Annotated in this window: 23 protein-coding genes; 11 read left to right on the plus strand and 12 right to left on the minus strand. The window is 32.9% G+C overall.

All coding sequences use genetic code 11. The annotated features are described in order from the left end of the window. Positions 1-28 precede the first annotated feature (28 nt). Positions 29-331, plus strand: coding sequence for a hypothetical protein (locus BUB42_RS05505; RefSeq protein ID WP_073018013.1), 303 nt, complete (start codon positions 29-31; stop codon positions 329-331). Positions 332-343: 12 nt separating this feature from the next. Here the strand turns inward: BUB42_RS05505 and BUB42_RS05510 are convergent, their stop codons facing one another. The 5 genes from BUB42_RS05510 to BUB42_RS05530 form a co-directional block, all read right to left on the minus strand. Next, a complete protein-coding gene (locus tag BUB42_RS05510) occupies positions 344-646 on the minus strand; it encodes a DUF6787 family protein (protein ID WP_073018015.1) in 303 nt (100 codons plus the stop codon). A gap of 32 nt (positions 647-678) precedes the next feature. After that, complete coding sequence (locus BUB42_RS05515; protein ID WP_073018017.1) at positions 679-1113, minus strand: DUF6146 family protein; 435 nt, start codon at positions 1111-1113, stop codon at positions 679-681. A gap of 627 nt (positions 1114-1740) precedes the next feature. Next, complete coding sequence (locus tag BUB42_RS05520) at positions 1741-2691, minus strand: D-2-hydroxyacid dehydrogenase (RefSeq protein WP_073018019.1); 951 nt, start codon at positions 2689-2691, stop codon at positions 1741-1743. 196 nt (positions 2692-2887) lie between these two features. Then, the gene (gene serC, locus BUB42_RS05525; protein WP_073018021.1) at positions 2888-3958 is read right to left on the minus strand and encodes a 3-phosphoserine/phosphohydroxythreonine transaminase; all 1071 of its coding nucleotides are present in this window, start codon (positions 3956-3958) and stop codon (positions 2888-2890) included. 93 nt (positions 3959-4051) lie between these two features. Further along, positions 4052-5110: an acyl-CoA reductase gene (locus tag BUB42_RS05530; protein ID WP_073018023.1), complete on the minus strand. Its 1059-nt coding sequence runs from the start codon at positions 5108-5110 to the stop codon at positions 4052-4054. 133 nt (positions 5111-5243) lie between these two features. Between BUB42_RS05530 and BUB42_RS05535 the strand changes: the two genes are divergently transcribed. Further along, positions 5244-5594, plus strand: a complete 351-nt coding sequence (locus BUB42_RS05535; protein WP_073018025.1) for a 4Fe-4S dicluster domain-containing protein — start codon at positions 5244-5246, stop codon at positions 5592-5594. A gap of 68 nt (positions 5595-5662) precedes the next feature. On the opposite strand, the gene BUB42_RS05540 is transcribed toward BUB42_RS05535, so the two are convergent. Both BUB42_RS05540 and BUB42_RS05545 read right to left on the minus strand, forming a co-directional pair. Continuing rightward, positions 5663-6199: a hypothetical protein gene (locus BUB42_RS05540; protein WP_073018026.1), complete on the minus strand. Its 537-nt coding sequence runs from the start codon at positions 6197-6199 to the stop codon at positions 5663-5665. A gap of 441 nt (positions 6200-6640) precedes the next feature. Continuing rightward, positions 6641-9328 carry a TonB-dependent receptor gene (locus BUB42_RS05545; RefSeq protein WP_073018028.1) on the minus strand — a complete coding sequence of 896 codons (2688 nt, stop codon included), beginning with the start codon at positions 9326-9328 and terminating at the stop codon, positions 6641-6643. A 220-nt stretch (positions 9329-9548) separates the two neighbouring features. Between BUB42_RS05545 and ychF the strand changes: the two genes are divergently transcribed. The 9 genes from ychF (at position 9549) to BUB42_RS05590 (ending at position 19221) form a co-directional block, all read left to right on the plus strand. Continuing rightward, the gene (gene ychF, locus BUB42_RS05550; protein WP_073018030.1) at positions 9549-10643 is read left to right on the plus strand and encodes a redox-regulated ATPase YchF; all 1095 of its coding nucleotides are present in this window, start codon (positions 9549-9551) and stop codon (positions 10641-10643) included. A 119-nt stretch (positions 10644-10762) separates the two neighbouring features. Continuing rightward, a complete protein-coding gene (locus BUB42_RS05555) occupies positions 10763-11029 on the plus strand; it encodes a hypothetical protein (protein WP_073018032.1) in 267 nt (88 codons plus the stop codon). Positions 11030-11338: 309 nt separating this feature from the next. After that, positions 11339-11860, plus strand: a complete 522-nt coding sequence (locus tag BUB42_RS05560; protein ID WP_073018231.1) for an NADPH-dependent FMN reductase — start codon at positions 11339-11341, stop codon at positions 11858-11860. A 187-nt stretch (positions 11861-12047) separates the two neighbouring features. Beyond that, entirely contained in the window at positions 12048-13907 is a 1860-nt protein-coding gene (locus BUB42_RS05565; protein ID WP_073018033.1) for a DNA topoisomerase IV subunit B, read from the plus strand. 5 nt (positions 13908-13912) lie between these two features. Further along, on the plus strand, positions 13913-14323 hold the full coding sequence (locus tag BUB42_RS05570) for a nucleotidyltransferase substrate binding protein (protein ID WP_073018034.1): 411 nt from the start codon (positions 13913-13915) through the stop codon (positions 14321-14323). Beyond that, positions 14323-14628: a nucleotidyltransferase family protein gene (locus tag BUB42_RS05575; RefSeq protein ID WP_073018035.1), complete on the plus strand. Its 306-nt coding sequence runs from the start codon at positions 14323-14325 to the stop codon at positions 14626-14628. The genes BUB42_RS05570 and BUB42_RS05575 overlap by 1 nt, the downstream gene beginning before the upstream one ends. 282 nt (positions 14629-14910) lie before the next feature. Further along, the gene (locus BUB42_RS16210) at positions 14911-15066 is read left to right on the plus strand and encodes a DUF1016 N-terminal domain-containing protein (RefSeq protein ID WP_139257295.1); all 156 of its coding nucleotides are present in this window, start codon (positions 14911-14913) and stop codon (positions 15064-15066) included. Between the two features lie 262 nt (positions 15067-15328). Further along, complete coding sequence (locus BUB42_RS05585) at positions 15329-16495, plus strand: PDDEXK nuclease domain-containing protein (protein ID WP_073018036.1); 1167 nt, start codon at positions 15329-15331, stop codon at positions 16493-16495. An 11-nt stretch (positions 16496-16506) separates the two neighbouring features. After that, a complete protein-coding gene (locus BUB42_RS05590) occupies positions 16507-19221 on the plus strand; it encodes a DNA gyrase/topoisomerase IV subunit A (protein ID WP_073018037.1) in 2715 nt (904 codons plus the stop codon). 40 nt (positions 19222-19261) lie between these two features. On the opposite strand, the gene BUB42_RS05595 is transcribed toward BUB42_RS05590, so the two are convergent. From BUB42_RS05595 to murQ, 5 genes are all read right to left on the minus strand, one after another. Next, positions 19262-20032 carry a TerC family protein gene (locus tag BUB42_RS05595; RefSeq protein ID WP_073018039.1) on the minus strand — a complete coding sequence of 257 codons (771 nt, stop codon included), beginning with the start codon at positions 20030-20032 and terminating at the stop codon, positions 19262-19264. A gap of 27 nt (positions 20033-20059) precedes the next feature. Then, entirely contained in the window at positions 20060-20434 is a 375-nt protein-coding gene (locus BUB42_RS05600) for a DNA topoisomerase IV (RefSeq protein ID WP_073018041.1), read from the minus strand. 126 nt (positions 20435-20560) lie between these two features. Then, a complete protein-coding gene (locus BUB42_RS05605; protein ID WP_073018043.1) occupies positions 20561-21133 on the minus strand; it encodes a pentapeptide repeat-containing protein in 573 nt (190 codons plus the stop codon). Then, complete coding sequence (locus tag BUB42_RS05610) at positions 21133-21354, minus strand: DUF6095 family protein (protein WP_073018045.1); 222 nt, start codon at positions 21352-21354, stop codon at positions 21133-21135. Before BUB42_RS05610 ends, BUB42_RS05605 begins: the two co-directional genes overlap by 1 nt. 55 nt (positions 21355-21409) lie before the next feature. Next, positions 21410-22222 (minus strand): N-acetylmuramic acid 6-phosphate etherase, encoded by an 813-nt coding sequence (gene murQ / locus BUB42_RS05615; protein WP_073018046.1) that lies wholly within the window; start codon positions 22220-22222, stop codon positions 21410-21412. Positions 22223-22343 lie beyond the last annotated feature (121 nt).

Below are 22343 nucleotides of genomic sequence, written 5' to 3' on the forward strand. Positions count from 1 at the left end.
TTAGTTTGAAAAAAATACCTAAAACGCTATGGCAGAAATTATTCAAATAGTTAGCATCGAACGGAATAAAACGAGGAATTTATTTTTAGGAATTCTTTTTGATGCCATAGGAATGTTGTCTTTTACAATTCCATTTCTTGGCGAATTTTCAGATGTTATTTGGGCTCCGTTAGCTGGATTTTTAATGACTTGGATGTATAAAGGAACAATAGGTAAAGTTGGAGGGGTGATTACTTTTATTGAAGAGATTTTACCATTCTCTGATTTTATACCTACTTTTACATTAACATGGATTTACAAGTATCTGATAAAAAAACAAAACGCTTCTTAACTGAGGCGTTTTTTATGATTTAAAAAGAAATCCTAATCCCATTGCTCGAAGCATTTTTTTTTCGAAATTCCAGAAGAATTTAAACTGGCCAAACAATGATCCAATTACCACTAGAAGAATTTGGTATATTGGAAAAATTAAAATAAGTCGAATAAGTGTAAACCAAAAACCTAAATCTTCTTTTGTAATTCCTAACCATATACAAAATGGCTTTGAGAGCCAAGCGGATGACGAACCGGTTATTGCAAATACAATAAAAATTATTGTAAGTTGATAATTGCTTTTAATTTTCCAACGCTCTTTGAGCTTTTTCATTTTTTTATATAATAGCTGCAAAGGTAGTTACATTATCTAATAGGCACAATTCCAAAAAGATTTTGTTTATATGTATTTTGGAAAAAAATCATATAATTGTAAATTAAGTAGTTTACCTCGTAACCATAATTTATAGATCGATCATAATTGATTATCATTTCATATAAAAGAGGATTATATAGTGTGGGTTGAGCTGCTCTTATATTCCATTCGGTAATGTAGAATTGATTTTTATTCTCCAGAAAAGTTTGAGTATAATAATTTCGTGGTAACGCAATAGAATTTAACCAAGGATTAAAACCAATATCAATAATAATTACTTCATATTCTAGTTCTTCATTTGCAATTCTAACTGTGTCACTTTGTGAGACTACTGGCTGTTTTTTAGCATTAAGCTTTGAATTTGTTGTAGAGCAGCCAACTATAACAGCAATAATTACAATGACTACATAAATACTATTTTTCATAATGATGGTTTTGATTGCATAAATTTACAAAATTAAAACGCTGGCATACAGCCTATTTATAAAAAAAAGTGGTTTACCAAATTGTAAAAGACCTTTATATTTCGAAATTGCATATATAGAATGCAAATTTAAATACCATTTCCAGAAATAGCACATATTTAAATATGAAACTTGAAAACTACTATCATTAAAATATTTGGCTTTGTTTACAAAGAAGTGTAAACTTTGTGGAATTAGACTTGCTGCTAAACCTGATGCAGTTTCATTGTTGACACCAAATTTTGCATTTACCCAGTAAGTTCGTTGGTAATTTTTTTAACTAGCGGATTTGTATGATTTGATGTATTGTTTCCTTGAAACAATCCTGCAAGATGATCAAATCCACCTTCTTCAACCATTTTTTGTAATCCAGACTAAGCAGAATTGCTAACCTCGTTAATAACTGGTTCATTTTGCTTAACTGGAATGGTGTTATTTCTTACAATAGATTCAATTCCCAATTGTTGCACCAATTGTGGTGATTGTTCAAAAATAGAATTTTAGTTTTAGATTAGGTTTCAAAACTAATAAAAAAGGGATTTATTACAAATTGTTAATAAATCCCTTTTGAATTGATTGTATAAAATTTTAAGTCAATATGCTGATTATTTGAGATGCAAGTTCTGTACCTATTCTATCTTGTGCTTCTGCAGTTGCCGCACCAATATGCGGTGTCAACGAAATTTTATGATTCATTAAGATAGCCATTTCGGGAGTTGGTTCGTTTTCAAAAACGTCTAATCCTGCAAAAAGTACTTTTCCGCTATCAAGTGCTTTCACTAATGCCACTTCATCAATCACACCACCTCGAGCACAGTTTACAATACCTACACCATCTTTCATAATTGCTAATTCCTTTTCACCGATGATATAACCATCTTGTGCAGGAACGTGCAACGTTATAAAGTCAGCGTCCTTAAATAAAGATTCTAATGATTGTGAAACGATATTAGTTGTTATAGATTGACCGTCAAAAAACTCAACTTTCACATCTACTTGTGGGATAAAACTATCCGCCGCAATAACTTTCATTCCCAAAGCCAGTGCCATCTTAGCAGTAGCTTGACCAATGCGTCCAATTCCGACAATTCCGAGTGTTTTCCCTCTTAATTCAATTCCGTTTGCATAGGCTTTTTTCAAGCCATCAAAATTGGTGTCACCTTCTAAAGGCATATTTCTATTTGAATCATGTAAAAAACGAACACCAGAAAATAAGTGAGCAAAAACTAGTTCTGCCACTGATTCTGATGACGAAGCGGGCGTATTAATAACATGAATCCCTTTGCTTTTAGCATAATCTACATCAATATTGTCCATTCCTACACCACCACGTCCTATAATTTTTAGTCCTGGACAAGCATCTATAATGTCTTTGCGAACTTTAGTTGCGCTTCGTACTAAAACTACAGCTATATTGTTCTCATTCACAAAATTAGCTACTTGTTCCTGCGCTACTTTTGTTGTTATTACTTCAAATCCACCTTTTTCTAAAGCTAGAATTCCACTTTTTGAAATTCCGTCATTGGCTAATATTTTCATATTTATATTATTTCGAGGATAAAAACGTGTGATCCTCTTGTTTTTTTCAATTTTTTAGGAGCTATTTCCCGCTATTCGTTTCAATCTTTTTATTCGCTGAGGCGAATAAAAAGGATTTTCACTGCTATCGGGGCTAGGAATCCCGGAAATATATTAATTTTTGAACACTCTTTGTTCCGTTCAACGTTTAGGGCGCTTATACTTTAGATTCTAGTTCTTTCATAATATCTACTAAAACCTGAACGCTTTCCAATGGAAGTGCATTGTACATTGAAGCTCTATATCCGCCTACAGAACGATGACCTGGTAATCCAGAAATCCCTGCAGCTTTCCACAAGGCATCAAATGTTGCGGCATGAGCTTCGTCATTTAGTAAGAAAGTAGCATTCATTATTGAACGATCCTCTATAGCGGATGCTCCTTTAAACAAAGGATTTCTATCTATTTCAGCATAAATTAAAGCAGCCTTTGCATTATTTATTTTTTCAATTGCAGCAATTCCACCAAGATTTTTTAACCATTGTAAGGTTAATAACGAGGCATAAACAGGAAATACAGGTGGCGTATTATACATACTTTCCGCTTTTATATGTTTAGCATAATCCAACATACTAGGAATTACTCTGGCGGTTTTACCCAAAATTTCTTCTTTGATAACAACTAAAGTTGTTCCTGCAGGACCCATATTTTTTTGTGCTCCAGCATAAATAATATCAAATTTTGAAAAGTCTATAACTCTGGAAAATATATCAGAACTCATATCGCAAACAATTGGCATTTCTAGTGATGGAAAATCCTTCATTTGCGTACCAAAAATGGTATTGTTGCTAGTGCAATGAAAATAATCAGCGTCCGTTGGCACTGTATATCCTTTTGGAATATGATTGTAATTTTGTTCTTTTGACGACGCAACAACCACAGTTTCTCCAAAAAGTTTCGCTTCTTTTATGGCTCCACTTGCCCATGTTCCCGTGTCGAGGTAAGCTGCTTTGCCGTTTTCCTTCATCAAATTGTAAGGAACCATCAAGAATTCTAAACTTGCTCCGCCAGATAAAAAAAGTGCTTGATAGCCCTTTCCTTCTAGTCCTAATAATTCCAGTGCGAGTGATCTTGCTTCATCCATAACAGCGACAAAATCTTTACTTCTGTGCGATATTTCTAAAAGGGATAAGCCCGAATCATTAAAATTTAAAATGGCTTGTGCTGATTTGTCAAAAACTTCTTGCGGTAAAATACAAGGTCCTGCGCTGTAGTTGTGTTTTTTCATGGTGTAGTTTATGTCCAAAAAATTAAGAGGCAAATTTCGGAAATAGGACTTTAAAAAGCGGTAATTATTTCGTAATTATTAAACATATTATCACTATGTTGTTAACAAAAACGAAATAGTGTCCACGTTATCTGCATAATCCCATAATGCAGGTTTTTGAGTTTGTCCAAAATCAATACTTCCTTCAATCAAATTTGCACTAACTACACATTGTATTTGGTCAACTTCAGTTTGTAATCGCAGTTTGACTTTGCTAATGTTTTGATAGTTCTCATAAAAAACACTAGAGATAGGAGAAGCATGACTTTTATCCTCTTTCAAAGTCAAAAATCCGTTATCAAGTAATTTAAAATTACTCATTAAAAAAACGGCTTTGTTGTAATCGTAATTGTTAGCATATTTTTCATAATGTATAACATCTTGGTACTCAAAAATAGCTTCAAAAAAAGGAACGAAAGAATAATCTTTTGGCACAAAAAGTTTAGAGACATTTCGGCATCCCAAACCAAAATATCTAAATATATCTTCCCCTAAAGCGGCAAGTTGTTCCTTAGTTTCACTACCATTTAAGACTGCTATTGAATTTCTACTTTTTCTAATAATAGATGGTTTATCTTTAAAATAATATTCAAAATAACGTGCTGTATTGTTGCTTCCAGTAGCAATAACTGCATCAAAATTTTCTAATTTTCCTTCTATAAACTTAATTTTATCCGTAAATTTAGGTTCAATAGCGATTATATATTTTGATAAAAAAGGTAATAAATGCTGGTCGCTTGAGGATGTTTTGATTAAGACAGTATTGCCAGTAATCAAAACAGATAAAAAATCATGAAATCCTACTAGCGGAATATTTCCTGCAAGGATCAAGGCAACGTTTTTAGTTTTGTTTTGTTCTAAATCATAAGCGGAAAGCCACTGATTTAAATTTTCTTCTGTAAGAGCTTCTGCCCATGATTGAATAGAAAAATATACTTGTTCGGGAGTGTACCAGCCGTTATGAGATTGCGACAATTTAATTAAATCTATGAACGCTTCAAAGAATGTATCATTTTGCAAAACAGCGGGATCTTTTAAAGTATTTTTTTCGGAAAACTGACCTAGAAATTTTCCTAATTCAACAAAAACACTTTTTTTTGTTTCTAATGTCATAATGTTTGCTTATGAATAGTTTTGATTGTAATTTTGCACAAAAATAAGGATAAAGTAATTAGCGTTTAGTATAAAAACAGATGTTTTAAAGCAAACCCAAGAACTTATTTTTTCTACTTTAAAAAAAAGAACAATGGCAATTATTATAACAGATGAATGTATAAATTGCGGCGCTTGTGAACCGGAGTGCCCAAATACAGCAATATACGAAGGAGCAGACGACTGGAGATATAAGGACGGAACTAAGCTAAAAGGGAAAGTAATTTTGCCAGATGGTACCGAAGTTGATTCTGACGAAGCTCAAACACCTATTTCTGATGAAGTGTATTATATTGTTCCAAGCAAATGCACAGAGTGTAAAGGGTTTCATGACGAACCACAATGTGCTGCAGTATGTCCGGTAGATTGTTGTGTGCCAGATGATGATCACGTTGAAAGTGAAGAAACCTTGCTAAACAGACAAGCTTTCTTGCATAATGAATAGAGCTAAAAATTAAATTTTTAGTCAAAAAAAAATCCTGAATTATCAGGATTTTTTTGTTTTTTTTGTTTTTATTTTTGGATAATCATAAAAGTTTCAACAGTTACTTTATCTGTAACGGGATCATAAGATTCTAGAATTAGATTACCATCCGCATTGAAGTAACCAAAAGAAGTTTTGTTTTTAGCGCTATAGATATAATTGTTATTGGAAGTTTTTCTCAAGACAGCTGCTTTTTTTGCGTTGGGCTGGTATATGTTGTACCCACTCTCTGATAATTTTACTTGGTATCTCTCACCATTTAAATCATAGTAAGAGGACCGATCCACGTCCACACTGTTGGTTACTCCATTTGCTGAAACCGTTGTGGTTGAAGTCACTTCTACTGGAGATGTTTTTATTTCTTTGTTTAAATCGTTTGAATCTGCGTTTTTTAGCTCAATTTTTTGATTTTCTTTTACTTCTTCTGTTTTTACCGATTTTTTTTCACCCTCAGCGTTTGTTACAGTTGTCACTGTTTTTTTTACTTCGGATTTAGTATTTTTGATTTGAGCTTGCGTACTCATTGAAAATAAAATAGCAATTAAGCTTAAGGTTATCGTTTTCATAATATCTAATTATCTAATTAATAAGTAGCAAATCTACAATGGTTTGTAAGAGTTATTGTTATGCAATTATACTTAAAGGTTACATAATTATGGCTAAATATTGACTGGTATTATCTTTAATTGTTTTTACTTTAATTATGATGGTGCGTTAATGAAGAGTTTTCAAAATGCAAAACGTATAATTTCTAAAGTATTAATAGGTGAATAATTGATCGCGAGGGATAAAGGTGTGGAGTATCACTATCACCGACTCCATTTTTTTTAAAGATAAAGTAACAGTCTGCCTAAACAGTATAAAGTATTGTGAAGGTTTGTTTATCTCAATTTTGCCGCAATAGGGCTTGTCTTTAATAATAAGTGTGAAGAATTAAAGTTTAGACATAGATATAAAAAAATAGGGCTGTCATTGCGACAGCCCTATTTAAACTTTTAAAAAAAGAATTAAAATTTATAGTTCAATGATAAATTAAACATAGTTCCTAATTGGCTAAAGTGGTAACCATCATAAGTCATTTGAGAATAACGTTGGTTGAAAGTAATTAAGTTTGACTGTGTTTTTACTTGAGCAGGATCATTTAAAATAGCTGTTCCTGCAGCATTTTCTGCTTTGAATTTCCATTCTGGTAAAACGTTTAATAAATTATTCACGTTTAAAGCAATTGTTAATTTTTCAGTTGCTGAATAAGTAACTCCAAGATCAGTAACAATTTTAGGAGTAAATTCTGTTCTTAAATTGTTATTTAGACCATCTTGTTTGAAAATTGTTTTTCCAAAATAAGTGTTATTAATTGAAAAATCGAATTTTGCAATCTCATAATTACCACCTAAAATCCATTTTGTTTCTGGTCTTGAAGTAAACGTTAATGCATCAAGAATAGGACCAAATGAATTGTTAGTTACAGGAGAGATTCTCTCATTTTGTAATGTAATATTTCCAGATAAATTAAATCCTAATTTTCCTTCTCCCAATAAAATATTATTGTAATTCGCTACAAAGTCTAATCCCGCTGTTCTGGAGTCAAATGAATTTGAAAACCATGCAACGTTACCAAACTGAGTGTCTTGTCTATCTCCAAGGACAATTCTATCCTCAACCTTAATGTTGTAATAATCGACCGTAAAATTAAAGTTTTTAGATGGTTTCGCTCCAAAACCTATTGTAACATTTGTTGATTTTTCAGCGTCTAGCTCAGGAATTCCTAAAACACGAGCTTGTGGAGAAACATTATTTATAATTCCACTTACTTGAATTCCTTGGCCAGCTACAAATGAATATTGTGCTTTTTGAGTATAAATTTGGTGTAATGTTGGTGCTCTAAATCCTGTAGAAATAGATCCTCTTAATGTAACTTTATCATCTAAAAATTTATATCTTGAGCTTAATTTCCAAATCGTAGCTCCGCCAAAATCACTGTACTCCTCATGACGCAATGTTCCATTTATCAAGAAATCTTCTGTTACATCATACGCAATATCAAAATAAGCTCCTAAATTGTAACGATTCCATTTACCTGAATTTTCTGGTCTATTTCCTGCAAATGAATCTGCACCAATTCCATCCCAAGATGCCTTATCTCCTTCAATTACCTCGAAATTTTCAGTTCTAAATTCAGAACCAAAACCAATACTTATTTTATTAGATAATGTTTTGGACATATCTAAATTTCCAACAATGTGATTGAAAGAAGTTCCTCCTGGTTTAAAAGATATTGGGCTGTTTTCTAAATAAACATTTTCTCCATTAGCGTCTTGAAGGTCAGATCTATTCACCGAATTTGTTACAGAGTACTCTTGTTTATTTCCTCCAGTAGTAATACTTGCATCGGTATTCCATCCATTCTTAACAAATTTATAGCCCAAAGTGGCGTTGTAGTCGTTCAAATCTCCTGTAAATGTTGGCACATAACCTTTGTAAGAAGCTGCAGTTCCATCTCCAAAAAAATCAGCAAGATATGGATTAGCTGGATCTAACGATCTCCAGTAAGGGGTTCTATAGTTTGCAAAAGAGTTTACTTTTTTATAAACATACGCTGCATTGTAATATAGTTCAGTGTTTTCAGATAGTTCTAATCCACCATTTACTAAAAACTTAGCCGCCAAAGTTTCAGGAGAACCGTTGATGTTCCCTGCATCTGGTTTTTGATCCAAGAATGACTGAACTAATGCAACTTCTGCTGGTGTAGGATTTGGTCTAGTTGGTGGATTAGCTAAAAAGTCTTTAGCATCGCCAAATGCATCAACTCTACCTGGTCTATTAGCCAAGTTCACTTTTGAAAAATCGATAGTATAATTAACAAATCCTTTATCTCCTACAGTACTTCCATTATTTAAGCTTACCCCAATCATTTCGCCATCACCTTCTGAAGTTACGCCGCTTCTTGCAGTTACCGATCCGCCATTAGTGCTCTTTTTTAGGATAATGTTCATTACTCCTGCAATAGCATCCGAACCATATTGTGCCGATGCTCCATCACGCAGTATTTCTACTCTTTCTATGGCATCTGTCGGAATAGCTGATATGTCAGATCCTGTTTCTCCTCGTCCTGGAGATGTTTGCACATAAACCAATGAACTTAAGTTTTTACGCTTTCCATTGATCAATATCAAAGTTCTACTTGGTCCCATATTTCTAATTTCGTACGGATCTAATAATGATGTAGCATCATTTACCGGAGTTTGAACCGTATTAAAAGACGGAATCTTGTACTGTAAAGCCTTGTCAAATGAAATTTGTCCAGTCGATGTTAGGTCTTTTGCCGAAATAACATCTATTGGAAGGGCTGATGTGGTATTACTTCGTGGCTGTGTTCTCGATCCAGTAACCACAACCTCACTTAGGTTTTCGCCACCTTCTTCTGATAAGACAACGTTTACCACTGATCCATTAGCTACTCTCTCTAACTTGGAGTATCCAACATAACTAAAAATTAAAGTTGAGCCTTCTTTTACTTTAATTTTGTACAATCCATTCATGTCAGTTGAGACACCATTTTGTGTCCCTTTTTCAACAATATTTACCCCTGGCAAGGCATTTCCTGTTTTGTCTTCCACTATTCCTGATACTTCATTTTGTGCAAACGCAAATGAAGTGACCAATAAAAATAGTACTAATAATACATTCTTTTTCATAATAAATTAATTTTTTAATCGGGTTTGGTTCATAATAGTTCGCAAGATATATTTTTTTTAACATAAAATTAGCAATAAATATAATTTAGTGATGATTTAAATAATCACAATCTTAAAGTTTATTTACTGTTAATATTTATAAAATCTTACCTTTGCAAACTTTTAAAAGTAATTATTAAAAACCTTTAGCAGGCAGCTGCTATTTGTAATCTAAAATAGTATGAAAGCAGGAATTGTAGGGTTACCAAATGTGGGAAAATCAACATTATTTAATTGTTTGTCAAATGCAAAGGCGCAAAGTGCTAATTTTCCGTTTTGTACCATCGAACCAAATATAGGAGTTGTCAATGTACCAGATTCTAGAATTGAAAAATTAGAGGAACTTGTAAAACCGGAGCGTGTGCAAATGGCTACAGTAGATATTGTAGATATTGCTGGATTAGTAAAAGGAGCTAGTAAAGGCGAAGGTTTAGGAAATCAATTTCTTGGAAATATTAGAGAATGTAATGCCATTATTCACGTTTTGCGTTGTTTTGATAATGATAATATAGTTCACGTTGACGGAAACGTAAATCCTATTCGCGATAAAGAAACAATTGATATCGAATTGCAATTGAAAGATTTAGAGAATGTTGAAAAGCGTTTGGAAAAAGTAAATCGGGCTGCAAAAACAGGAAACAAAGAAGCGCAAACCGAAAAAGCGCTTTTAGACCGAATCAGAGAAACATTGTTACAAGCAAAATCAGCTAGAACAATTACCCCGAAAGGTAATGATGAAGAACTTTTGATGGAATCGTTCCAACTAATTACAGCAAAACCTGTACTGTATGTTTGTAATGTTGATGAAGATTCAGCTGTAAGCGGAAATAAATACGTAGATCAAATTCGGGAGTTGGTTAAGGACGAAGACGCAGAAGTTATTATTCTTTCTGTTGGTGCTGAAGCTGATATTACCGAATTAGAAAGTTATGAAGAACGCCAAGTTTTTCTAGAGGATATGGGCTTAAAAGAGCCAGGCGCATCAGTTCTTATTCGTGCCGCTTATAAATTACTAAAACAACAAACGTATTTTACTGCAGGTGTAAAGGAAGTTCGTGCTTGGACAATCAATATTGGAGCAACTGCGCCTCAAGCTGCAGGAGTAATTCATACTGATTTTGAAAAGGGATTTATCCGCGCGGAGGTAATTGCTTACGAGGATTATGTACAGTATGGTTCAGAAGCTAAATGTAAAGAAGCGGGAAAATTCAAAGTTGAAGGAAAAGAATATATAGTTAAAGACGGTGATGTAATGCACTTCCGTTTTAACGTTTAGGTATCGCTTAACGATTCAAAATGCGATTTTTAAAAGTAATTTATTCACTTAAAAAGATTTTAATAAATTTTAAAATATAATCATATCTTTGATTAGCAGAAATTAATAAAATCCAAAAGATGAGCACTCTAGAAATTAATCTATACAATAAATTAAAAGTAAAACTTGGAGAAATAGAAGCCAAAGAATTGTTAGCGTTTATTGATTCTAGAAGTGAAGAGAAACGACTCAACGCCGATAAATTTTTAGCCACTAAACAAGATGTAAATGATATTAGATTAGAAGTTAAGGAAGTAAAAACAGATATGATAAAGTGGTTTTTTGCATTTTTTATAACATTAGTGATTATGATTTTAGGTCTTTATGGCACAATTTTATTGAAATAATTTTAAACAAAAGTTTCTACTATCAAACCGCAAATGTTTCGTTGCGGTTTTTTTGTGACTTACAAATTGAACACTGCGCATTGAATACTGAACACTGAACACTTTCTTTGTACCTAAATCCAGCTTTCCATTTCAAGATTTTCCTAGAACGCTTTTTTTTCTAAGACCATAAAGGAGCTTCTTCCAGTCGCTCTTTTTGGTCAAGAAAAAAGGAAGCCTTCTATAAAAATGCTTTCCACTTCAATCTGGGGTAAAAAAGAAATCACTACTATTTTATTTTTTATTACATTTAAGGAAAAACAAACTTTTATGAAAATAATCGCTTTTGGCGCAAGCCCTAGTAAAAATTCTATCAATAAAAAATTAGCAACTTATGCCGCGTCTTTATTCGAAAATGCCGAAGTGGAAGTATTAGATTTAAACGATTTTGAAATGCCGCTTTTTTCTGTTGATATTGAAAAAACAATAGGAAAACATGAACTCGCTTATAAATTTTTAGCTAAAATTGAAGCTGCTGATGTTTTAGTGGTTTCTATGGCTGAAAATAATGGAAATTATTCTGTTGCGTTCAAGAATGTTTTTGATTGGTGTACTCGCATCAACGGAAAAGTTTTCCAAGAAAAACCCATGTTGTTGATGGCAACTTCGCCTGGAGCAAAAGGAGGATCAAATGTTTTGGCAGTGGCAAAAAATGCGTTTCCGTTTTATGGTGGAAATATTAAAGAAGTATTTTCTTTACCAAGTTTTGATGATAATTTTGATGTTGAAACGGGTAAAATTTCTAATGATGAATTAGATAAACAGTTGAGAGAAATTGTAACAATTTTTTAGTGTTACATTTAAAATCGTAGTCAAATTTTATAAAAAATTCGGCAAAATCACTTTGTCAAAAACATTCTTAATAACTTTGAAGCCTAGCTGTTTTAAATTTTATCGAATTGCGTTACATTAGCAAGCTCAAGGCTTAAGCGAAAAGCTAACACAGAAAAGAACGCAGTTAAAATCCTCAAATACTACAATGTCCGATCAAAATCAATATACCGAAGATAATATTCGGTCGCTAGACTGGAAAGAACACATTCGAATGCGTCCCGGAATGTATATCGGGAAATTAGGAGACGGATCGTCACCAGATGATGGTATTTATATTCTTCTCAAAGAAGTTTTAGATAACTGTATCGATGAATTTGTCATGGGTGCAGGGAAAACAATCGAAGTTACTATCAAAGATAAAACAGTTACTGTGCGTGATTACGGGCGGGGAATCCCGTTAGGAAAAGTAATTGATGTTGTATCTAAAATGAATACTGGTGGAAAATATGATTCTCTAGCGTTTAAGAAATCCGTGGGATTAAATGGAGTAGGTACAAAGGCCGTAAATGCTTTGTCCAATTATTTCCGCGTAGAATCGGTTCGAGATGAAAAGCAAAAAGCAGCCGAATTTTCCGCTGGAAATTTGGTTTTAGAGGAAGATGTAATCGAAACAACAAAGCGAAAAGGGACCAAAGTTACTTTCATTCCAGACGAGTCTATCTTTAAGAATTACAAATTTAGGTACGAGTATATCATTAAAATGCTCAAAAACTATTGTTACCTAAACAACGGTTTGACAATTATTTTTAATGGCGAAAAATATTTTTCTGAAAATGGATTGAGAGATTTATTAGAGGAAACCATTAGTGCTGAGGATCTAGAATACCCAATTATTCACTTGAAAGGTGAGGATATTGAGATCGCATTAACGCACAGTAAAACACAATATAGTGAGGAGTACCATTCCTTTGTAAATGGTCAAAATACAACACAAGGAGGAACACATCTTGCCGCTTACAGAGAAGCAATCGTAAAAACGATTCGAGAGTTCTATAATAAAAGTTTTGAAGCTTCGGATGTTCGAAAGTCGGTAGTTACGGCAATTAGCATCAAAGTAATGGAACCAGTGTTTGAGTCACAAACTAAAACCAAACTAGGTTCTACTGACATGGGTTCGGACCCAGGAATGCCATCGGTACGTACTTTTGTAAATGATTTTGTGAAAACAAAATTAGATAATTATTTACACAAGAATCCAGTTACCGCCGATGCTTTACTGCGTAAAATATTACAAGCTGAAAGAGAGCGCAAAGAATTATCTGGAATTCGGAAACTAGCAACTGATCGTGCGAAGAAAGCGAATCTTCACAATAAAAAATTAAGAGATTGTAGAGCACATCTTCCAGACACGAAAAATCCGAGAAACTTAGAAAGTACTCTTTTTATAACAGAGGGAGACTCGGCTTCTGGATCGATAACTAAATCACGAGACGTAAACACACAAGCTGTTTTTAGTTTGCGTGGAAAGCCATTGAACTCTTACGGAATGAGCAAGAAAATTGTTTATGAAAATGAGGAATTTAATTTATTGCAATCGGCGCTTGATATTGAAGATGGACTTGAGAAATTGCGTTACAACAATATTGTGATCGCAACTGATGCCGATGTCGATGGAATGCACATTCGATTATTGCTGATTACTTTTTTCTTGCAATTTTTTCCTGAACTAATCAAAGAGGGTCATTTGTATATTTTGCAAACGCCTCTTTTTAGAGTTCGAAACAAGAAAGAAACCATTTATTGCTATTCAGATGACGAACGAAAACAGGCCATTGAAAAACTAAAACCTAAACCAGAAATTACTCGATTTAAAGGATTAGGAGAAATTTCACCAGATGAGTTCAAAAATTTCATTGGAGAAACCATTCGTTTAGATCCGGTAATGATGGATAAAAATACTTCTATTGAGCAATTATTGTCTTTTTATATGGGTAAAAACACGCCAGACAGACAGGAATTTATAATCAAGAATTTGAAGGTTGAGTTGGATGTAATTGAAGCGTAAATATTATGGAAAATCAAGACGTGCGATGGAAACAAAGATTTGAAAATTTTACTAATGCTTTTAGACAGCTCAAAAACGCAAAGCAGTTACGAGCAGAAAGAGAATTTACAGAATTAGAACTTCAAGGAGTTATTCAGGCATTTGAAGTTTCTCAAGAACTCTCTTGGAGAGTCATGAAAGATTTTTTAGAGGAACAAGGTAAAACAGATTTATATGGAAGTAAAAATGCAGTACAAGAGGCTTTTACTGTAGGATTAATTACTAATGGAGAAGTTTGGTTTAGTATGATAAAAAGTAGAAATTTAACGTCTCATATTTACGATCAGTCTGAAATTTTAGCCATTTTAGATATTATTTTACACTCCTATTTTACGGCATTCTCTGAATTTGAAATCAAAATGAAAACTCTTTTATAATGTTTGGATTATACGATAAAAGTTATAAAGAGATATTAGAAATAATAGCTAATAGTTTATCTATAAAGGAAGTGGTTATTTATGGATCTAGAGCAAAAGGAAATTACAAAGAAGGTTCTGTTATCGATATCACTATTTTAGGTGAGCCTACTCCCGAAGATGTCTCTAAACTATGGCACGATTTAGATGATAGTTTTATTCCTTACAAATTTGATATTTCAGTTTACAATAATTTAAAATCAGATAGTTTGAAAGAGCATATTAATAAAGTTGGTAAAACTTTTTATAAATTGAAAGAAATATAAATTATCAATGTTGATTAGTTTGTAAATAAAAACAAATAACAACTATAAAATATGATATGTAAAAAAGAGTTTTTATTCATTATTATTGCTTTTGTCTTTGTGCTTTCTACTTCCTTTTTTGTTTTTATAAATTTGCAATAATGAACTTACAATTGTTCTGAAAAGAAATAAATGATACTATAATTAATGGTGGAAAATCTTCAAAATAATTCGCTATTCTCGCAGGTTGTTAATATGCTGCAGCAACCAAAACAACAAGTAGTAAGGGCCATAAATTAAACAATGGTTGATACTTATTATGATATTGGGCGAATGATTGTTGAAGAAGAGAAAAACGAAAAAGATCTCGCAGAATATGGCAAGCAACTGATAAAAGGACTTTCAAAAGAGTTGAATAAACTATTGGAATCGTACTTTGTCAGAATAAAAGTGACTTAGATGTTGAATAGAATCTACCTGAAAACAATGAGCAAATTTTTGCCAGTAAGTATAAAATGATGTTGCCAAGTAAAGTGGCTTTGAGACATATAATTGAACAAATTTAAAATATTTAAATTGGGGTTACTCACAGCATAACAATCTGATTTTGCTAACATGTAAAAGTGACTGCAAGTTTAACTATTTTAGATTATAAAAATTTTGAACGAAATAAATTATTTCAGAAGATATAAATAAGAATGATTGACAATATAATAAATAATTGAAAAACCTCGAAAACATATCTATTCAAATTGAAAGTATCAATTCATACTTTTCTGATTATGCAAATAGGCAGGTTAATTATGCTTACACATTGCGCAACTGGCTTATAGGAATGTATTTATTTGAGTATGAACAAAAAGGTCTAGATCGAGCAGAATACGGAGATAATTTATATAGAAATATTGCAAAAAGGTTAAAGGATAGAAAAGTGAAGGGAATGTCTTTTATGATGCTTCATAGTTTTAAAAACTTCTTTCTAACTTATCCTTCGATTGTTCAGTCACTGATTGAACAATTACAAATAAATAATAATCAAGAGTTTAATACTATCCAATCAATGATTGGACATTTCAATTTAGAATCTAATGAAATAATCCAATCATTGATTGGACAATCTGAAATAAATAATAATGTGAAATCTATTGCGACTGAAAATCCAAATTTATTTATTAGTAAAATAAGCTTTACACATATTTTAGAATTTATTAAAATAGATAATGCTTTACAAAGAAGTTTTTATGAACTTCAAACCATTAAAAATAATTGGACAGTTAGACAACTTCAGAGAGAGATAAATTCAATGCTTTTCGAAAGAATTGGACTAAGTTCAGATAAAGAATTGATGTTTGACAAATTAAAGAACGATTCTATTTCTAATTTTTCAGAAATAATTAAAAGTCCATATATTCTTGAATTTTTAAATATTCCAGAATTGTCGCAATATTCTGAAAATGATTTAGAACAGTCAATTATTAATCATCTTCAAAATTTCCTAATAGAATTAGGTCGAGGGTTTTGCTTTGAAGCGCGTCAAAAAAGAATATCATTCAATAACAAACATTATAGAGTAGATCTCGTTTTTTATCATAGAATTTTAAAATGTCATATTCTAATTGATTTAAAAATTGGTGAATTTGATCATTCTGATGCTGGTCAAATGAACGTTTATTTGAACTATTTTAGGGAAAACGAAATGGCAGACGGCGACAATCCACCAGTAGGAATCATACTTTGTAGTCAAAAAGACAATGCTTTGGTGCATTACGCAACTGGAGGCTTACCACAAGAAGTATTTGTAAGTAAATATAAATTGCAACTTCCATCAGAGGAAGAATTAAAAAATTTAATAGAAAACGATGTGAAATCTTTTCTTAAAAGAGATTAAATTCAGCATAAATGAAAGACGAAGAAGAAGAGAACATTATTCCAAACGAAGATGAATCGCAGGACGATTCACAAAACCACTCGAATGATTCCAATGAATCTATTAACGAAGGATTTGAGGAGATAATAACTTCGGGAGGACAGCATTTTTACAATAATAACGATGACGGAAACGATACCATTACCAAAGTTACTGGAATGTACAAGGACTGGTTCTTGGATTACGCCTCGTATGTAATTCTGGAGCGAGCAGTTCCTGCGATTGAAGATGGTTTTAAGCCTGTACAACGCAGAATTATGCATTCCTTGAAAGAGTTAGATGATGGTCGCTATAACAAGGTGGCAAACGTTGTGGGTCACACCATGCAATATCACCCACATGGAGACCAAAGTATTGGTGATGCAATGGTGCAAATAGGCCAAAAAGAACTGTTAATTGACTGTCAGGGTAACTGGGGGAATATATTAACAGGTGATGGCGCAGCAGCTTCTAGATATATTGAAGCACGATTGTCTAAATTTGCACTTGAGGTTTTGTACTCGCCAAAAATTACTGATTGGGGCGTTTCGTATGATGGACGACGCGCTGAGCCAAACAATCTTCCTGTCAAGTTTCCGTTGCTTCTAGTGCAAGGTGCAGAGGGAATTGCTGTTGGGCTTTCGATGAAAGTTTTGCCGCATAATTTCAACGAGCTTATTGATTGCTCTATAAAAATACTAAAAGGAAAACCGTTTACGCTGTATCCTGATTTTATGACTCAGGGAATTGCAGATATTTCTAATTACAACGATGGTTTGCGTGGTGGACGTGTTAGAGTTCGTGCGAAAATTGCGCAGTTTGACAAAAATACTTTAGTAATTACCCAAATTCCGTTTTCAACCAACACGACTACGTTGATTGATAGTATTTTGAAAGCTAACGATAAGGGAAAAATCAAAATCAAAAAAATTGAGGACAATACTGCTGCAGAGGTTGAGATTTTAATCCATCTTTTCCCTGGCGTTTCACCTGATAAGACAATTGATGCTTTATTTGCTTTCACGGCTTGCGAAACTTCGGTAGCACCTTTGGGTTGTGTAATTGAAGACAATAAACCGCTTTTCATAGGAGTTTCAGATATGTTGCGGATTTCTACCAATAGAACAGTACAACTACTTAAAAGTGAACTCGAAATTCAATTACGCGAATTAGAGGAACAATGGCATTTTTTATCTTTGGAACGCATCTTTATTGAGAATAAAATATACCGTGATATTGAGGAAATGACCACGCGAGAAACAGTTATAAAAGCTGTTGACGATGGTTTAAAACCTTACATCGAACATTTAAAAAGAGAGGTTACAGAAGATGATATACTTCGTTTATTGGATATTCGAATCATGCGTATTTCTAAATTTGACAGCAATAAAGCACAAGATAAAATAGAAGCTTTAGAAGGTGATATCGAACAAGTAAAACACCATTTAGATCACCTTATCGATTTTGCAATTGGTTATTTTGCAAAATTAAAAGAAAAGTATGGGAAAGGTCGTGAACGCCAAACAGAGCTCCGCATTTTTGATGATATTGAAGCGACGAAAGTAGTTTTGCGAAACACCAAATTATATGTAAATAAAGAGGAAGGTTTTGTTGGAACTAGTTTGAAAAAAGATCAATATGTAACCGATTGTTCTGATATTGATGATGTTATCGTTTTTCTCCGTTGCGGAAAAATGATGATTACTAAAGTAGATGCCAAAACATTTGTGGGTAAGGATATCATTCACATTGCCATTTTTGATAAAAGTGATAAACGTACCATTTATAATATGATTTACCGTGATGGAAAATCAGGTCCTTCGTATATAAAACGTTTTAATGTTTCGGGTGTTACACGAGATAAACTGTATGATTTAACTAATGAAACTGCAGGTTCACAAGTTTTATATTTCTCTTGTAATTCTAATGGCGAGGCGGAAGTGATTACGATTTTGCTTCGCCAAATAGGAACCATTAAAAAACTCAAATTCGATATTGATTTTGCTAGTTTGACGATTAAAGGTCGAAGTTCGAAAGGGAACACTGTGACCAAATATCCTATCAAAAAAATTGAATTGAAGGAGAAAGGAATTTCAACTTTGTTGCCGCGAAAAGTTTGGTTTGATGACACTGTTCAACGATTAAATGTGGACGGCAGAGGTGAATTATTGGGCGAATTTAGACCAAGCGATAAAATTCTGATTATTTCACAATCTGGAAAGCTAAAGGTGGTTACCCCTGAATTATCCACTCATTTTGATCAAGGAATGATCATTTTAGAAAAATGGATTCCCAAAAAACCGATTTCGGCCATATATTTTGATGGTGAAAAGGAAAGATATTACATAAAACGTTTCTTGATTGAAACTGAAAATAAAGAGGAGAGTTTTATTACTGAACACCCTAATTCACAATTAGAAATCGTATCATCAGATTATCGCCCGGTAGCTGAACTAGTATTTACAAAAGTGAAAGGAGTTCAAAAAGAAACTCAGACTATAGATGTTGAATCCTATATAGGAATAAAAGGTTTTAAAGCGTTAGGAAATCAATTGACAGCTGATAAATTGAAACAAGTAAATTTGTTAGAACCGTTGTTTTATGAAATTCCAGTTGAGGTAATTCCAGAGTCGACAGCAGTTGAAGATGTTGATGAATCCGATATTCAGTTAGATGACGATGGACAGATAACGTTGAGTTTAGAATAAAAAAAAAGCGCTCGGTGAGCGCTTTTTTTTGGAATAAAATTTAGATTTTCTTTCGCATTTTCATATTTAAGAATTCGACACCAAGTGAAAAAGCAATTGCAAAATATAAGTATCCTTTTGGGACCGCACCAACATGTTCTCCAACTAAAGAGGCGTTTGATAAATGCATACTTTCGGTAATTAGCATAAAGCCAATCAGAATTAAAAAAGCTAAACCTAAAATTTGAATAGAAGGATTTGCATTTACAAAATTTCCAACAGGAACTGCAAAAAGCATCATAACTCCCACCGATATTACCACCGCAGTAATCATTATGTACAATGCGCCAGAAACACCATTAGTCATTCCAACTGCAGTCAGTATGCTATCTACGGAAAATATTAAGTCAATGAGAAGAATTTGAAATATAACGTTAGAAAACGATTTGGCAACTGCTATTTTTAAATCGTGCTCTTCCTCTCCTTTATGATCTACTTTTTCATGAATTTCTTTTGTACTCTTGTAAATCAAGAATAAACCTCCAAGGAAAAGAATCATCGCTTGTCCGGTAAATTCAGCACTAAACCAGCCCCAATCAATACTGAAAAAAGGTGCTTTCATCGCAATTAAAAGTGTAATTCCAAAAAGTAAAGCGATACGCATGAACATCGCTAAAAACAAACCTATTTGTGTTGCTTTTTTTCGTTCCTCAACGGGTAATTTTCCAGTTACAATTGAGATAAATATGATATTATCAATTCCCAATATGATTTCAAGAAAAGTTAATGTTAATAAGGCAATCCACGCATCTGGATTTAAAAATACTTCCATCTTTTTTAATTAATTTATTTTACTTATTTAGTCGGAAATTTTGGTGACCGTGCCTCTTTGCTTAGCATCAGAACCTACCATTCCAAATTCAAAGGTATATGAATTTTTGGTGGTTGTCAAAATTTTCATTCCTATAGCTTTCTCTTCGGCCATGTTTTTTGGGTGTAATTTAAGCAGCACATATTCACAGTCGCTAATCCATCTTATTGAGGCAGTATCTATCTTTCCTTCAAAAGTTTCGATTTCAATGCTGTCATTTCTTTCAAAAACAGTAGTTTTTACAACTCCTTCAACTTCGTGCTCAAATTTGAACTTTCCAGTTTTAAAATCTTTGCAGCTACGCTCTTTATCATAACAAGAGAAAAGTAGGAGGAATGCGGGAAGAAAAATTAGTTTTTTCATTTGTAATTTTATATATAGAGAGATTATTAATTGAGTGTGTGCAATTGTAGGTTACAACTAAGTCATAAATTGCGAGTGTTTTTTCATTTGTCTTCTTTTACAAGCTTCAGGTTTCAGGCAATTATTTTACTGTATTTTTATATCGTATTTACCTAAAAGACCGGAAATTCCTTGTGTAGAAAATTTAGCCTTTTTCATTGGATTAAATTCAGGATCAATTTTATAATTGTATGCAGAAGTAAAATCAACAGCTGCTAACTGCGTGTCATTGAAAGTGGCATTATCCAGATTGCAATTTTCAAAAATTGAATTAGTAAGGTTTGCTCCAGCAAAATTAACTTCTTTCATCGAGCAAGAACTGAATTTTGTTTTTAGCATTTTTTTATTAGTAAAAGAGCTGTAATCCAATATACAATCTTGAAAACTTACATTAAATAGAAAATCAATGCATTTGGAAAAATGGATTCCAAGTAACTTACAATTTTTGAAAGCAACAGTTTTTAAACTTGTATTCATCAAATCAGCCATTGATAAATTACAATCAATAAACTCGCAATCCATAAAAGTGTTGTTGGAAAAATCACTATTCGAAAAATTGCAATTCTTAAATACACAATCTTCAAATTCACGATTGTTAATTCTCTTATTGATCCAATCGATTTTTTCAAATGTTTTTTGAATATGAATTAAATCCTCCATTAATCGTTAAATAAACTTTTTACAATTACAGATAAACCTTTATAAGCAAAGTAGACTGCAGCGATACAGATTATAATGCCAATCGCTAGGACTAAATAATGCCAAATATTTTGCTTATTCATAAAAGCATTGTGAATTACAACTGGTCCTAAAAACAGAAGCGGTAACGATCCTGCTAAATAAGTAATTCCTTTCGATAAAAGTTCTCTATTTATTGCCATTTTTTAGAAGATAAAATTATAATGCAAGTTCGTTTTTAAACTTGACTTAACCATGTTATTTAGTGTAAATGTCAATCACTTTGCGCACGCTTCCTTCTTTTTCTAATAATACACTAGCTTCTTGATATGAAATTGGAACTTCACCCATAATCATTTTTACACCACGATCAACGAGTTTGCTATTGCTAAGCTGCATATCGACCATTTTATTACCTTTTACTTTCCCAAGCTGGATCATAGCTGCGGTACTAATCATATTTAGCACTAGTTTTTGTGCTGTTCCAGCTTTCATACGGGAACTTCCAGTGACAAATTCAGCACCTACGACTACTTCAATTGGAAATTTTGCTGTTAGAGACAAAGGACTTCCGGCATTACACGTAATACATCCCGTAACAATATTATTTTTATTACATTGTTCTAATCCACCAATTACGTACGGGGTTGTTCCTGAAGCGGCAATCCCAACAACTACATCATTTTCCTTAATATTGTGCTCTTTTAGGTCTAGCCATGCTTGAGTAAAATTGTCTTCGGCATTCTCTACCGCTTTACGAATTGCCGAATCTCCGCCAGCAATAATACCAATTACTAAGTCAAATTTAACTCCAAAAGTAGGCGGACACTCTGATGCATCCAAAATTCCTAAACGGCCTGATGTTCCCGCTCCAATATAAAATAAACGTCCACCGCGTTTCATTTTGGTTACAATTGCGGCTACTAAACTGTCAATTTGTGGCAGCGCATTTTCAACAGCAAGTGGAACTATTTTGTCTTCCTGATTAATATTGTATAGCAAATCTGATAATGGCATTTTTTCTAAATGTTCATATTTTGAATGCTGTTCCGTTGTTTTAATGAATGTCATTATTAATGTTATTGAAATTATGGTGAACAACTTGTTCTTGTCATTATTTTAAGTGCTTGAAGAATCATTCCTTGCCAGCACACTTTTTTTCTGTAGCCGTAGCAAAATAAAAAAGATTACA

This window comes from Flavobacterium micromati, from assembly GCF_900129585.1.
Taxonomy (GTDB): domain Bacteria; phylum Bacteroidota; class Bacteroidia; order Flavobacteriales; family Flavobacteriaceae; genus Flavobacterium; species Flavobacterium micromati.